Source organism: Halocynthiibacter sp. SDUM655004, from assembly GCF_026015885.1.
Classification (GTDB): domain Bacteria; phylum Pseudomonadota; class Alphaproteobacteria; order Rhodobacterales; family Rhodobacteraceae; genus Falsihalocynthiibacter; species Falsihalocynthiibacter halioticoli.
The window spans coordinates 302819-315701 of record NZ_JAPDUG010000001.1; the positions used below are offsets into that span (position 1 = coordinate 302819).

Genomic DNA, 12883 nt, shown 5'->3' on the forward strand with positions numbered 1-12883 from the left:
CATGGATAACGAGATCAAGACAACAGCCGAAGCCCACGAAGGCGAGGCGATCCCCCGCGCGCATGTGGTTCATTGCGATCCACAACCCCGTCAAACCGCAGAGAAAGAGCCGCTCCCGAAGGGTATCGCGAAAACGCCGGTTGCCGAGAAATCTCCGGCGCAGTGGGCGTATGAACGGCTCATCCTCTATATCAAGAACTTCGAAGAGCAGCTTGATAACGAGCATGAGGTTGCCATGGCATTTGTCGGTGGCGATGCGGGTGTTTTGCGGATTGAGGGGCTTGGCTATTTTGACCCTGATATCATTACCTTTTATGGCAGTGACGCGAGCGGCGCAAAGACCCAGCTTATCCAACATGTGAGCCAACTTTCGGTTATGCTTCGTGCCTTGCCTAAAGCGCCAACAGCCAAAGCCCCGAACCGTATCGGCTTCCGGCTTGCTGCAGATTTGGAGCAATCTGCAACACGCGAGGAAACGTGAAATCTCTTAGGGTGACAGCCCGAGATGAATCGGTTATTTGGGCAGAAAGAGGAATGAGGAACGGCAATCATGGCTGAGTACAAACCAGGTGAAATGAACATCGAAGTTCAGGAAAAAACATTCAACGGCTTTATCAAGATGGTGAAATGGGGGACTATCCTCTGCATTCTCATCCTTATTTTCTTGGCGATCTTCAACACCTGATCGAGCGATACCGACATAGGGTAATGTGTGTAATGCGACGTTTTCTTCTTGCTCTCGCACTCCCGTTTTTGCTCGCCGCCTGTGGTGCGGGCGAGTCGGTTTGGGCCCCAGAAGAAGAAGTTCAGCGCGCGATTTATTCGCCTCCGAATGAACCAACCGCGCTTACACTTTATACCGTTATTTCAAATGGCGCGAACGAGGGGCAGCACAGTGCCCTTCTGATCAACGGCAGCCACAGGATTCTTTGGGATCCTGCTGGCTCGTGGCATCACCCGCGCCGACCCGAGCGCAATGATGTGCATTTTGGCATGACAGACCGCACGGTCGAATTCTACGAAGACTACCACGCACGTGAATCCTATCGGGTCGTCGTGCAAAAGAAGCTCGTTTCTCCTGACGTTGCGGAGAAAGCGCTTCAGCTTGCTCTTGCACAGGGGCCAGCGGGCAACGGTATGTGCTCCAACACCACAACCGAAATTCTGTCGCAGCTTGATGGCTTTGAAAGCGTCGGACGAACCTATTTCCCAAAAACGCTTATGAAGCGCTTCGGTGAGCTTGATGGTGTCACGACCTACACGGTTTATGACAACGATTCAGACGACAACAAAAGCGTTCTTGTCGTGCAGGGCGAGTCACCGCTTTAGGGCTGATCAAAGTAGGTAGAGCGCAAGATAGAGCGACGCGCCGCCAGCGAGGATTGCCGGAACAAGGCTTTTGGTGAAGTAACCAACAAGGATTGTGACAACCGCTGCAATTAGGCGCGCAGGGTCTGTTTCTCCGCCAGTGGCCGCAGGCCAGATCACAAGTGGTGCGACGAGCCCCGGAATAAGCGCAACGGGCGTATATCGTAAGTGGCGCAGCACCCATTCTGGCAGTTGGACCCCGCCGAGTAGCCCAAGAAAAGAGAAGCGGATCAGATAAGTGCCTGCTCCAAGCAGCACGATAATCAGCCAAATATTCGCGAGGGAATAGTTCATTCTGCTACTCCTTTCTGCTTTTGTCTGCGCTCCATCCAAAGTTCGGTCTGTGCGCCCGCAATCATTGCGAGGACGCCAGCAACCAGAAGTCCGGTTCCAGCAGGCAAGACACTCAAAACAAGCGACCCGACAACCGAGACAAAGGCAGTGATGATATGCGCAGGCGTGCGCAGCATCGGCGCGACCATAGCTATGAAAGTAATCGGAAGCGCAAAATCAATGGCATACTCAGGGGGAATTTGACTGCCGACAACAGCGCCTACCCAAGTAAAAACATACCAAAGCGGCGCCACAAGAACCATCGTCCCGCAGAAGTAGAGCAGGCGCTCGTTCACGGTCATTTTGGGTTCTTTTTCAAACTTCAGGATGCTGACGGCGTAGCTCTGGTCGAGCAGGATGTAGCTCACCAGCGCGCGCTTCCAAAGCGGCGCGGCTCCAAGATAGGGCACCATAGAAGCGGAATACATCGCCATCCGAAGATTCACGGTCAGCGCCGTTGCCAACACAATCAACGTGGGCGCGTCTTCTGCCATAAGCGAAACCGCCGCAAACTGTGAGGCGCCACCGATCACCAGAACGGAGAAGGCCATTGTCTCCAACACGCGCAGTCCGGCTTCTGTGGCGACGATACCAAACAGAATGGCAAACGGTCCGACCACCAACAAAAATGGGGCCGCGTCAATTGTACCGCGCCAAAAGACGGAATTACGTGTGGAAGTAGGCATTAAGTGCCTCTAAGCTGTTTGAAATTCGCCTCGACCCTATAGAGAGATTGCCCGTGTCAACAACCCCCAAAATTGTATCGACACTGATTGCGCCGGAACCGGAGAAAGCGGGGCTGACGCGGCGTGTGACAGGGCGGGATCATCATGGCGAAGAGGTCGAGATTGCTGTGGTCGAGGAGCGACCTTTGACGATCTATCTCAACAGCCAAGAGATCGTAACCGCTATGACAATTGGGGATTATCCCGAATATCTGGCTCTTGGTTTTTTGCGTAATCAGGGAATGTTGCAGCGCGAAGATGTGGTCACGAAAGTCGATTATGACGATGATCTAGAGGTTGTTGTCGTTCGGACAGAGCGCAAAACCGATTACGAGGAAAAGCTACGTAAAAAGACCCGCACCAGTGGTTGTGCGGTCGGGACTGTTTTTGGTGATATGATGGAGGGGCTGGATCAGATACGGCTCCCCGAAACGCCTGTCAAAACAAGTTGGCTCTATGCGTTGGCCGAAACGATCAACCGTATGCCGAGCCTTTATCTGGCGGCAGGGGCGATCCACGGTACTGTGCTGTGCCATGAGGATAAGCCTTTGGTTTATATGGAAGATGTTGGGCGTCATAACGCCGTTGATAAGATTGCGGGCTGGATGTTTGCCGAAGGGGCGGACCCTGCGGACAAGATCATGTATACAACCGGCCGCCTGACCAGCGAGATGGTGATCAAATGCGCCCAGATGGGCATCCCGACGCTCGTTTCACGCTCTGGCTTTACGGCTTGGGGCGTTGAGATCGCCAATACGCTTGGCTTGACGCTCATCGGTAGGATGCGGGGGCAGCGGTTTGTCTGTCTTTCGGGCGAGAACCGCCTGATCCGCGATGCAGAGGTGCGTGAAAAGCCGAAAGGCCCCAAGGCATGAAGGCTCCTGTTGGTGTAATCCTTGCTGGCGGTGAAGCGCGGCGAATGGGTGGCGGCGACAAAGGGCTATTGCCGCTCTCTGGTGTCTCGTTGCTCGATCATGTGATCGCACGTTTGTCACCGCAGGTGGCTGATCTTGCACTTAACGCTAATGGCGATGCTGCGCGGTTCTCGGGATTTGGATTGCCAATCTTGCCAGACTCTGTTGCCGGATTTGCGGGGCCGCTAGCAGGTGTGCTGGCCGGAATGGATTGGGCCGCAGAGCAAGGCGCAACGCATATTGTGACTGCGGCAGCAGACACGCCGTTTTTCCCATCCGATCTCGTTCCGCAATTGCTTCTTGCCTCTGAGACTGCGGATAAACCCATCGCAATGGCCGCGACCCCGAATGAGTCTGGCAAGCTGATGCGGCACCCCGTATTTGCACTTTGGCCCGTTGAGTTGCGCGATGATCTTCGGAACGCACTCGAAACAGGAGTGCGCAAAGTTGTGGCATGGGCCGAACCGCACGGCATCGCAACCGCGTCCTATTCGGCCACGCCATTTGACCCGTTTTTCAACGTCAACACCCCCGATGACCTAGCGCACGCGCAGCAATTGGCCGGAGAAGCCGAATGAGAGTTTTTGGTGTAACAGGCTGGAAAAACAACGGCAAAACCGGACTGATGGAGCGGCTCATTGCCGAAATCACGCGCCGTGGCTTTACCGTATCCACCACAAAACATGCGCATCATCGTTTTGACATCGACAAAGAGGGTAAGGATTCCTATCGCCACCGTGTTGCGGGGGCAAAGCAGGTATTGTTGTCGTCCAGTCAGCGTTGGGCATTGCTTGATGAGTTGCGCGGAGAGGAGGAGCCATATCTGGCAGAGCATCTTTCCCGCCTTGACCCAGTTGATCTTGTGTTGGTTGAGGGGTTTAAGGCGGCGCGCCATCCGAAGATTGAAGTGCATCGCGAGTCCGCAGCACGCGAACCGCTGATCGCGCTAGATGACCTCACGATCCGCGCAGTCGCAACTGATACCGCTGCGCCGGAAGGGCTTGGGCCCGATGTTCTTGTATTTGATCTCGATGATACGGCTGCAATTGCCGATTTCGTATTGGAACAGGTGGGGCTCGTCACGAAACCCAAACCAGATTTGCCGCCTTTGCGGGATGACTGCTTTGCGTTGCCGGATGGCGTGGAGTGGACACCGGTTGAGACCGCGCTTGCGACACTGCGTGATCGGCTGAAATGCGTTGTAAGAAGCGAAACCGTACCCGTTTCTGCGGCCTGTGGCCGTATTGCCGCGCAAGACATCTTGGCACCGCGGGATAATCCACCAACGGCAAATTCGGCTGTGGATGGATACGGGTTTGCAAACCCAACGGCGCAGGAGGCGTACCACCTTACCCTCGTTGATGGGCGTGCAGCAGCAGGCGCGCCCTATCAGAGCGTGGTTCCAGCGGGCCATGCAGTTCGAATATTAACGGGAGCGGCGCTGCCGGCAGGCGTTGATAGCGTCGTGATGCAGGAGGATGTGCAACTCGTTGGGAATGAGCTTCGGTTCTCCGGTCCGCTAAAACCTCGTGCGAATGCCCGAAAAGCTGGCGAGGACGTACGCAAAGGTTCGGTGATCGTGGCCGAGGGTGAGGAGATTACTCCGCAAGCCATTGCGCTTCTTTCGGCGACAGGATGTGATGAAGTTGAGGTCCGTGCGCTGCTTCGAGTTGGCGTTCTCTCAACCGGAGATGAGCTTGTTCCAGCGGGCGAAGCAGCCTCCCCAACCCAGACCTATGATGCCAATCGGCCGATGCTTTTGGAACTCGCCCGTGCATGGGGATTTGAGCCGGTTGATCTTGGCCATGTGCCTGACAATCGTGCTGCGCTTAAGACCGCTTTAGACCAAGGAGCCGAGAGTGCAGATGTGATTTTTACCTCGGGCGGTGCTTCGGCAGGGGATGAGGACCACGTAAGCGCGCTCTTGTCAGAGCAAGGAACATTGCATCATTGGCGTATCGCGCTCAAACCGGGGCGCCCGCTGGCGCTTGCGATGTGGGGCGGGGTGCCGGTATTCGGCCTTCCTGGAAATCCGGTAGCTGCTTTTGTGTGCGCATTAATTTTTGCGCGACCTTCGCTCGGTGTTCTGGCGGGCGCGCCTTGGCGTTCGCCATTGGCTTTCCAAGTTCCAGCCGATTTCACCAAGAAGAAAAAAGCTGGTCGACGTGAGTATTTGCGAGGGCGCTTGAATTCAGATGGTACTGTCTCGGCCTTTGAGTCAGAGGGGTCTGGCCGTATCTCGGGGTTGCACTGGGCGAACGGGTTGATTGAGGTCGAGGAAGATCGAACTCAGATCAGTGAGGGCGAATTGGTTCGTTTCTTGCCGTTCGCGGGCTTTGGGATTTAGTCGAACGTTCCTGTGACACGGCCAAGCAACATGAACGCGCGAGCGGTGCGCGTATCGGCCATTTCGGCAATATCCTGATCGCTCGCCTCAGCTTCAAACAGCGTGAAGGTCTGATCAAACTGGCGTAGAAAATGATGGACCGTATCGCGGAAAATCGGGTCTTGCCGCATGCGCCCTGCGGTCAGGGCAAGGCAGGAGCGATCACGGATGCCGCCAAGCGCCGCAACTGAGCGGCCGCGTTCGCCTTTGGCAAATTGCCGCCAGATTTCGGGGCGGGCGCGATCAGGGCGCAGGTCATCCATGTATATTCCGTCCTGCGACAACAGAGTGAGGATATCTTGCGCCGATTGGATCAGACGCGAGGCTTGCCTGTCTTTTAACGCGCGGCGTAGCGCGGCAAACCCTTCTGCGTCATCGGCGTTTTCGGGGAAGTTGACCGCACGGATAAAATCTTCGGTCGAAAGAGGCGGAGCGATGTCTTCGGCTCGGGTACCAAGCGCGAGGGCCGTCTGATCATCGACAATCTGTGTTGAAGTGGCGGGAGCAGACAGAGTTTTTGGTTGTTCGTTTTGGGGGCGGCTGGTTGCAAAAGTCGCGATTGCGGTTTCCGTCATTCGCTGGGCGGTTACGATTTGGTCCAGAGTGTCTTTGACGGATGGATCATTTGCAATCGCCGCTTCGGTTTGTTGGGCCACATAGCTTTGGCGCAGAGCATCAATCGCGGCCTGAAGACGGGCGGTTTCATCCCGTACGACCCGTGCGCTTCGGACAGCCAGCGCGCCGACCCAGATGACCGCGACGGGCAGGAAAATCGCCACCAAAACCATGACGAATTGCGCCGCTGTTAGTTCGGAGATTGCAAGCCCGTCGCCGGCAAACAAGATAAAGGAGCCAAGGCCCAAAAGCCAAACAGCAGACAATGCCAAAGCGATGACCTCCGCCCGATCCAAACCCGCCGAATCCCGCTTTTGCGGGGCGGCATTGTGTTCGACTGTTTGGTGATCGGGGGCCTTGGTCATCGGGCCGCACTCCGAATTTGCGCTATTTATAGGCGACGGTCAGAATTTCGAAATCCTTGGTGCCACCGGGTGCGCGGAACTCGATGCTATCGCCTTCTTCCTTACCGATCAGGGCGCGGGCGAGGGGCGATTTGATGTTGAGCTTGCCTTTTTCAAGGTTCGCTTCCGGTTCGCCGACGATTTGATATGTCTTTTCTTCTTCGGTGTCTTCGTCAACCAAAGTCACGGTCGCGCCGAACTTGATCGACCCCGAAAGCGAAGCAACGTCGATTACATCAGCAAGCGAAATGATCGCTTCGAGCTCTTTCACGCGTCCTTCGATAAAGCTCTGTTTTTCGCGGGCGGAATGATACTCGGCGTTTTCCGAAAGGTCGCCGTGCTCGCGCGCCTCGGCAATCGCCCGAATAATCGCAGGGCGTTCAACCATTTTCAGGTTTTTCAGTTCTTCGTCGAGTTCGTCAAAACCGGCTTTAGTTAGAGGTATCTTTTCCATAGTGCCTTGTGAAAATTGAAGTGGTTGGCAACATCCTGCTGTTAACTCAACCTTGGGGCACGAAGTCAATAGCAACCGCACCAATAGTCGCCGATTAACCGGAATTCCGCGTGTATTCGCTTATTTGGCCGCCACGTATCCAACGAACGCGGCGGCCAGCACGCGCGGCTAGTCGTATTCGACGACCTCAAACTCAATTCCATCATGGTCGTGGAAGTAAAACCGACGCCCCGGCTCGTAATCAGCGTGGCTTCCCGGAATCAATCCGGCCTGTTTGACACGTTCCTCAGCCGTGTCGAGGTCATCAACGACAACTGCGATGTGGTTCAATCCGTTGACGCGTTCGTAGTTGTCTTTGGAATGGGGAAGTGTTTGTTTTGGCTGGTATAGTGCGAGGTAGCTGTTATCGCCGCCAACATGGATCGAATAGCCGTCGTGAATAGAAGCGCCCTCCCAGCGGATTTTCCAACCAAAGAGTTCCCCAAGAAGCGCCGCAGTTTTCTGGGCATTAGAGACGGTAAGGTTTGTGTGTTCGAGAATTGCCTGTGACATTGTTTGGTCCTTTAAATTTTGAATGTTTGTCCTGTGTAATTCCTCAAGTTAACTTGAGGTCAAGGGCTGTTTTCGGAGTTCTGCCTCTGTTTTTCGGTTTAAATTCTGGTGAAACAGCAAACTAACGCGGTGTCGTGATTGACCCCTTTTGCCCATATCGGATAACGAGTGGAGCGGAGAGCGAGCTTTGATATGCGCAGGGCGCGAAAGGGTTAGGGATGACTTCACCTGAACGGGAATCGATGGAATACGATGTTGTGATTGTTGGGGCGGGGCCTGCTGGCCTCTCTGCGGCAATCCGGCTCAAACAGTTGGACGCTAACCTTGAGGTGGTTGTCCTTGAAAAAGGCAGCGAAGTTGGCGCGCATATTCTATCCGGTGCGGTGCTTGATCCTTCTGGTCTGGATGCTTTGATCCCTGATTGGAAAGAGAAGGGCGCACCGATCAACGTGCCAGTTCGCAAGGACAACTTCTTGTTCCTCGGGCCAGCAGGACATGTTCGCGTTCCGAATTTCCCGATGCCGCCATTGATGAGCAATCACGGCAATTACATCGTGTCTATGGCGAACGTCTGTCGCTGGATGGCTGAACAAGCTGAAGAGCTTGGTGTTGAGGTCTTCCCTGGCATGGCCTGTTCTGAATTGATCTATGGCGAGAACGGTGAGGTTGCGGGCGTTGTGGCCGGTGAATTCGGCAAGAACCCTGACGGTACACCAGGCCCGGGATATGAACCGGGCATGGAACTTCGCGGCAAATACGTGTTCCTCTCTGAAGGTGTGCGTGGGAGCTTGTCAAAAGAGGTGATCGCCAAGTTCGATCTGGGCAAAGATTCGGATGTCCAGAAATACGGTCTCGGCATGAAAGAGATCTGGGAGATCGACCCTGCGAAGCACAAAGAGGGCACTGTTACCCATACGATGGGCTGGCCTCTTGGCAAAAACGCTGGTGGTGGGTCATTCATTTATCACCTTGAAAACAATCAGGTCTTCGTCGGGTTCGTTGTGCACCTGAACTACAAGAACCCGTATCTTTTCCCTTACATGGAATTCCAGCGCTTTAAGCATCATCCCGAAATTGCCAAGCTGCTCGAAGGCGGCAAACGCGTTGCCTATGGCGCGCGCGCAATTTCCGAGGGGGGCTATCAATCCATGCCTAAAGCGGTGTTCCCGGGTGGGGCGCTCTTGGGCTGTTCGGTCGGGCTTGTGAACGTGCCGCGGATTAAGGGCAATCATAACGCCATGTTCTCTGGTAAGTTTGCTGCCGAGGCCGCCTATGAGGCGATCAAAGAGGGTCGTGCGGGTGATGAGCTTGGGGCCTATGAAACCGAATTGAAAACTGGTGTTGTCGCCAAAGATCTTAAGCGTGTGCGCAACGTGAAACCGCTTTGGTCCAAGCTCGGTCTTACGGCGTCGTTGGCGCTGGGCGGGTTTGATATGTGGACGAATAACCTCTTTGGTATTTCGCTCTTCGGAACGCTCAAACACGGTAAGTCAGACGCGGAATCAACAGGTTATGCCGCGGATTACAAAGAGATCGACTATCCGAAACCCGATGGCGTTTTGTCGTTTGATCGCCTAACCAACGTGAGTTTCTCGGCCACGAACCACGAGGAAGAGCAGCCCTGTCACTTGAAGCTGGCTGATCCAACGATCCCGATTAACGTGAACCTGCCGAAATATGACGAGCCAGCACAGCGGTATTGTCCCGCAGGTGTTTACGAGGTCATTCAGGAAGCCGGATCAGAGCCGCGTTTTCAGATCAACTTCCAGAACTGCGTGCATTGCAAAACCTGTGATATCAAGGACCCGAGCCAGAATATCACATGGGTTACGCCGCAGGGTGGCGATGGGCCGAATTATCCAAATATGTAACAAACACGTGCGGGGGAGGCTGAATGGCTGCCCCCGCATTGCGTTGGGGGCTGCAAGTGACTAGTTTACCTGCAACTGTATATTTATTGAGGCCTCACGTTTTGTCTAATTCCCTCTTGCGGTCGTTTGCCCTTTCCGCGCTGTGCCTGTTTCCGTCGCTTCCCGCGAGTTCCGAGGGGTTTGTTGGGGCCTACCTTGCTGGCCAAAGCGCGCGTTTCTCAGCAGATTTTGAAGCCTCCGCGCTTTACTACACGCGCGCACTGGCGCTTGACCCGACCAACGCTCACCTGATGAACGTGGCTAGTGCAGCCTATGTTTCCAAAGGGGACTTGGCCTCGGCGGTGCCAATTGCCCGCTCGCTCGATCAAACCGGAACTGATAATCTGATCGCGAACATTGTGCTTGCGTCCAACGATATCATTGAGGGCGATTACGCTGCGGTGACCAAACGCCTTGAGGCTGGCGGCGAAGTTGGCCCGATTGCAACAGAGTTGCTCGCGGCATGGGCGGCGATTGGCGAAGGCAAAATGTCTCGTGCGCTTGAGCTTTTTGACGAGATGGCATTAGAGCCCGGGCTTGGCGGTATTGCTGCATTCCACAAGGCGCTCGCGCTTGGCTCCGTTGGAGATTTTGAAGGCGCCGAAGCCATACTAAGCAACTCTCAAGGCACCAATCTTGAACACACGCGCCTGAGCCTCATTGCGCATTTGCAGGTTTTGAGCCAGCTCGAACGCAATCAGGACGCGCTTGATATCCTCAAGCTGTTCTATGGCGACGGCGATGTTGATCCGGAGTTCTCCGCAATCAAGGAAAAGCTGGAAGCGGGTGAAACTGTGCCGTTTACCGCTGCACGCAATCCAAGAGAGGGTGCCGCGCAGTCGTTCTTTACGTTGGCAGAGATTTTCGCACAGGAAGCCGCGCCCGATCATACGATCCTCTATTCCCGCGCGGCGGAGTTCCTTAACCCTGAGCATTTGCCTGCATTGCTTCTAACGGCGGGGCTTCTAGAGGAGCTTGAGCAATACGAGCTTGCCAATGCAGCCTATGCGAAAGTGCCCGAAGGCAGCGTTGTGTACCATGTTGCGGAAATGGGTCGTTCGGAGACTCTGCGCAAAGCAGGAAAGCCGGACGAAGCGATTGAGGTTCTGACAGCACTTGCTGATGAATATCCAACCTTGCCGTCCGTTAGTATCGCGCTTGGCGATCTATATCGAAGCGAGGAGCGTTACGCCGAAGCGGCCGAGGCTTATGATGCGGCTTTGGCGTTGTTCCCTGATGACCTGCCTGGAACGTGGTTCATCTATTATTCGCGCGGTATTTGTTACGAGCGGTTGGATGAATGGGAAAAGGCCGAGGCGGATTTCCGCAAGGCGCTGAGCTTTAACGAAAACCAGCCACAAGTCTTGAATTATCTTGGTTACTCCATGGTTGAGAAGAATATCAATCTTGATGAAGCGCTGGAGATGATCGAAACAGCCGTCGCAGCGCGCCCACGCGATGGGTACATCATCGATTCTCTTGCATGGGTTTACTACAAACTCGGCCGTTTCGAAGATGCTGTCGCCCCAATGGAAAAGGCTGCTGTGCTTGAGCCGCTCGACCCGATTGTGAGCGATCATCTTGGCGATGTTCTATGGATGGTCGGACGCAAGAACGAGGCTAGCTTCCAATGGCGCCGCGCTTTGTCGCTTGAGCCGGAAGAAGAGGAAGCCGATCGGATTCGCCGCAAGCTTGAGGTCGGACTTGACGTTGTGCTTGAAGAAGAAGCGCTTGAGACTGACAAAACCCAATAGCGCCGATGCTCGCCCCTGCTAAAATCAACCTGTCGCTTCATGTAACGGGCAAACGATCCGACGGGTATCATCTGCTTGATAGCCTTGTCGTATTTGCTGATGTCGGCGATCAGATCGACGTGCAGCCAGCGGACAACATCTCGCTTCGGATTGCCGGACCGGAGGCTGGCGGTTTGGAGGCGGAGGCTGACAATCTCGTTCTGCGTGCTGCAAGACTTATGCAGAACAAAGGACAGGGTGCCGCGATCACGCTTACGAAAAACCTGCCTGTTTCTTCGGGTATTGGTGGCGGATCAAGCGATGCGGCCACCACTATTTCTGCTTTGGCCGGACTCTGGGAATGTTCACTGCCCCGGCCCGAGGATGTGGTGGGGTTGGGTGCGGATGTTCCTGTTTGTTTGGCGCAACGCCCAGCTCGGATGACAGGGATCGGCGAAGGCGTTGAGCCAGTCGCCGACTTGCCGGATATGGCGGTTGTTTTGGTCAATCCGCGCGTTTCCGTTTCGACGCCTGCGGTATTTGCTGCTTTGGAACGTCGTGAGAATTCGGCGATGGATTATGTGCCCAGCGGTATGGGCTACAGCGCGTTTTGTGAGTGGCTTGCCGCGCAGCGCAATGATCTTGAAGCGCCTGCATGCAGCCTCGTGCCCGAGATTAACGATGTTCTCGCCGCGCTCGAGGGCGCAGATTTTGCGCGCATGTCGGGCTCTGGCGCAACGTGTTTTGGACTATTTGAGACCTTGGAGCAGGCAAGTGCCGCGGCGCAATCCATTTCCGCCGCGAAGCCAGATTGGTGGGTGAAAGCCGCCCGAGTTTTGCCCTAAAACTCGACGCCGATCTGCGCTTTGATGCCAGAACGGAAAGGATGTTTCACAAGCTCCATTTCTGTGACGAGATCAGCCGCTTCAATCAATTCGTCCTTGGCGTTGCGCCCCGTCAAAACGACGTGGGTCATTTCGGGCTTTTCGCTTTGAAGGAAGGCGACCACTTCGTTCACATCGATATAGTCATAGCGGATTGCGATGTTGATCTCGTCCAATAGCACCATCTTGTTTTCAGGGTCGCGGATAAGCTCTTTTGCTTTTTCCCATGCCGCAGTCGCCATCTCGATATCGCGCGACTTATCTTGGGTCTCCCATGTAAAGCCTTCGCCCATCGTGTGAAACTCGCAAACATCCGAGAACTTTCCAATGATCAGATCACGCTCGCCTGTGCTCATGCCGCCTTTGATAAACTGAACCACGGCGCATTTCATATCGTGCGCGATGCAGCGAAAAATCATCCCAAAGGCCGCGCTGGACTTACCTTTGCCCTTCCCAGTGTGGACAATAATCAGGCCCTTTTTATCGGTCTTGGTGGCCATGATCTTGTCACGGGCGGCCTTTTTCTTGGCCATCTTCATGGCGTGGCGATCTGTGTCTTCGCTCATGCTGCGCTCCCTTGGTTTCAACGCGATTTTGCGGTGCGT

At 54.9% G+C, this 12883-nt stretch carries 15 protein-coding genes; 9 read left to right on the forward strand and 6 right to left on the reverse strand.

Features of this window, described 5'->3' with window-relative positions:
- The first annotated feature begins 1 nt into the window (after position 1).
- The 3 genes from N9C89_RS01465 to N9C89_RS01475 all read left to right on the forward strand — a co-directional run bounded on the left by N9C89_RS01465 (position 2) and on the right by N9C89_RS01475 (position 1329).
- Complete coding sequence (locus N9C89_RS01465; protein ID WP_263952042.1) at positions 2 to 481, forward strand: DUF6173 family protein; 480 nt, start codon at positions 2 to 4, stop codon at positions 479 to 481.
- A 69-nt stretch (positions 482 to 550) separates the two neighbouring features.
- Positions 551 to 685 carry an aa3-type cytochrome c oxidase subunit IV gene (locus tag N9C89_RS01470; protein WP_263952044.1) on the forward strand — a complete coding sequence of 45 codons (135 nt, stop codon included), beginning with the start codon at positions 551 to 553 and terminating at the stop codon, positions 683 to 685.
- A 32-nt stretch (positions 686 to 717) separates the two neighbouring features.
- Entirely contained in the window at positions 718 to 1329 is a 612-nt protein-coding gene (locus tag N9C89_RS01475) for a hypothetical protein (protein ID WP_263952045.1), read from the forward strand.
- Between the two features lie 6 nt (positions 1330 to 1335).
- Here N9C89_RS01475 and N9C89_RS01480 read toward each other — a convergent pair whose 3' ends face one another.
- Positions 1336 to 1662 (reverse strand): AzlD domain-containing protein, encoded by a 327-nt coding sequence (locus tag N9C89_RS01480; RefSeq protein WP_263952046.1) that lies wholly within the window; start codon positions 1660 to 1662, stop codon positions 1336 to 1338.
- On the reverse strand, positions 1659 to 2387 hold the full coding sequence (locus tag N9C89_RS01485) for an AzlC family ABC transporter permease (protein WP_263952047.1): 729 nt from the start codon (positions 2385 to 2387) through the stop codon (positions 1659 to 1661). Before N9C89_RS01485 ends, N9C89_RS01480 begins: the two co-directional genes overlap by 4 nt.
- Before the next feature lie 38 nt (positions 2388 to 2425).
- On the opposite strand from N9C89_RS01485, the gene N9C89_RS01490 reads away from it, so the two are divergent.
- Genes N9C89_RS01490 through N9C89_RS01500 form a run of 3 tightly spaced genes read left to right on the forward strand, consistent with a single transcriptional unit; the run spans position 2426 to position 5687 of the window.
- Positions 2426 to 3301, forward strand: coding sequence for a formate dehydrogenase accessory sulfurtransferase FdhD (locus tag N9C89_RS01490; RefSeq protein ID WP_394358477.1), 876 nt, complete (start codon positions 2426 to 2428; stop codon positions 3299 to 3301).
- A complete protein-coding gene (gene mobA / locus N9C89_RS01495) occupies positions 3298 to 3918 on the forward strand; it encodes a molybdenum cofactor guanylyltransferase MobA (protein ID WP_263952049.1) in 621 nt (206 codons plus the stop codon). The genes N9C89_RS01490 and mobA overlap by 4 nt, the downstream gene beginning before the upstream one ends.
- Positions 3915 to 5687: a bifunctional molybdopterin-guanine dinucleotide biosynthesis adaptor protein MobB/molybdopterin molybdotransferase MoeA gene (locus N9C89_RS01500; RefSeq protein ID WP_263952050.1), complete on the forward strand. Its 1773-nt coding sequence runs from the start codon at positions 3915 to 3917 to the stop codon at positions 5685 to 5687. The genes mobA and N9C89_RS01500 overlap by 4 nt, the downstream gene beginning before the upstream one ends.
- On the opposite strand, the gene N9C89_RS01505 is transcribed toward N9C89_RS01500, so the two are convergent.
- The 3 genes from N9C89_RS01505 to N9C89_RS01515 all read right to left on the reverse strand — a co-directional run bounded on the left by N9C89_RS01505 (position 5684) and on the right by N9C89_RS01515 (position 7751).
- A complete protein-coding gene (locus tag N9C89_RS01505) occupies positions 5684 to 6706 on the reverse strand; it encodes a hypothetical protein (protein WP_263952051.1) in 1023 nt (340 codons plus the stop codon). The genes N9C89_RS01500 and N9C89_RS01505 overlap by 4 nt on opposite strands.
- Positions 6707 to 6728: 22 nt before the next feature.
- Complete coding sequence (gene greA / locus N9C89_RS01510) at positions 6729 to 7199, reverse strand: transcription elongation factor GreA (RefSeq protein ID WP_263952052.1); 471 nt, start codon at positions 7197 to 7199, stop codon at positions 6729 to 6731.
- Positions 7200 to 7367: 168 nt separating this feature from the next.
- The gene (locus N9C89_RS01515) at positions 7368 to 7751 is read right to left on the reverse strand and encodes a VOC family protein (protein WP_263952053.1); all 384 of its coding nucleotides are present in this window, start codon (positions 7749 to 7751) and stop codon (positions 7368 to 7370) included.
- A 218-nt stretch (positions 7752 to 7969) separates the two neighbouring features.
- Here N9C89_RS01515 and N9C89_RS01520 point away from each other — a divergent pair, with 218 nt between their 5' ends.
- The 3 genes from N9C89_RS01520 to N9C89_RS01530 all read left to right on the forward strand — a co-directional run bounded on the left by N9C89_RS01520 (position 7970) and on the right by N9C89_RS01530 (position 12239).
- On the forward strand, positions 7970 to 9622 hold the full coding sequence (locus N9C89_RS01520; protein ID WP_263952054.1) for an electron transfer flavoprotein-ubiquinone oxidoreductase: 1653 nt from the start codon (positions 7970 to 7972) through the stop codon (positions 9620 to 9622).
- Between the two features lie 101 nt (positions 9623 to 9723).
- Positions 9724 to 11415, forward strand: coding sequence for a tetratricopeptide repeat protein (locus N9C89_RS01525; protein WP_263952056.1), 1692 nt, complete (start codon positions 9724 to 9726; stop codon positions 11413 to 11415).
- Complete coding sequence (locus tag N9C89_RS01530) at positions 11412 to 12239, forward strand: 4-(cytidine 5'-diphospho)-2-C-methyl-D-erythritol kinase (protein WP_394358478.1); 828 nt, start codon at positions 11412 to 11414, stop codon at positions 12237 to 12239. The genes N9C89_RS01525 and N9C89_RS01530 overlap by 4 nt, the downstream gene beginning before the upstream one ends.
- Here the strand turns inward: N9C89_RS01530 and cobO are convergent.
- On the reverse strand, positions 12236 to 12844 hold the full coding sequence (gene cobO, locus N9C89_RS01535; protein WP_263952058.1) for a cob(I)yrinic acid a,c-diamide adenosyltransferase: 609 nt from the start codon (positions 12842 to 12844) through the stop codon (positions 12236 to 12238). The genes N9C89_RS01530 and cobO overlap by 4 nt on opposite strands.
- Positions 12845 to 12883: the final 39 nt, after the last annotated feature.

Excerpts from the sequence above, each read along its gene's own strand:
- N9C89_RS01465 (WP_263952042.1), top strand. The coding sequence starts at position 2 with ATGGATAACGAGATCAAGACAACAGCCGAAGCCCACGAAGGCGAGGCG.
- N9C89_RS01470 (WP_263952044.1), top strand. The coding sequence starts at position 551 with ATGGCTGAGTACAAACCAGGTGAAATGAACATCGAAGTTCAGGAAAAA.
- N9C89_RS01475 (WP_263952045.1), top strand. The coding sequence starts at position 718 with ATGCGACGTTTTCTTCTTGCTCTCGCACTCCCGTTTTTGCTCGCCGCC.
- N9C89_RS01480 (WP_263952046.1), bottom strand. The coding sequence starts at position 1,662 with ATGAACTATTCCCTCGCGAATATTTGGCTGATTATCGTGCTGCTTGGA.
- N9C89_RS01485 (WP_263952047.1), bottom strand. The coding sequence starts at position 2,387 with ATGCCTACTTCCACACGTAATTCCGTCTTTTGGCGCGGTACAATTGAC.
- mobA (WP_263952049.1), top strand. The coding sequence starts at position 3,298 with ATGAAGGCTCCTGTTGGTGTAATCCTTGCTGGCGGTGAAGCGCGGCGA.
- N9C89_RS01500 (WP_263952050.1), top strand. The coding sequence starts at position 3,915 with ATGAGAGTTTTTGGTGTAACAGGCTGGAAAAACAACGGCAAAACCGGA.
- N9C89_RS01505 (WP_263952051.1), bottom strand. The coding sequence starts at position 6,706 with ATGACCAAGGCCCCCGATCACCAAACAGTCGAACACAATGCCGCCCCG.
- greA (WP_263952052.1), bottom strand. The coding sequence starts at position 7,199 with ATGGAAAAGATACCTCTAACTAAAGCCGGTTTTGACGAACTCGACGAA.
- N9C89_RS01515 (WP_263952053.1), bottom strand. The coding sequence starts at position 7,751 with ATGTCACAGGCAATTCTCGAACACACAAACCTTACCGTCTCTAATGCC.
- N9C89_RS01520 (WP_263952054.1), top strand. The coding sequence starts at position 7,970 with ATGACTTCACCTGAACGGGAATCGATGGAATACGATGTTGTGATTGTT.
- cobO (WP_263952058.1), bottom strand. The coding sequence starts at position 12,844 with ATGAGCGAAGACACAGATCGCCACGCCATGAAGATGGCCAAGAAAAAG.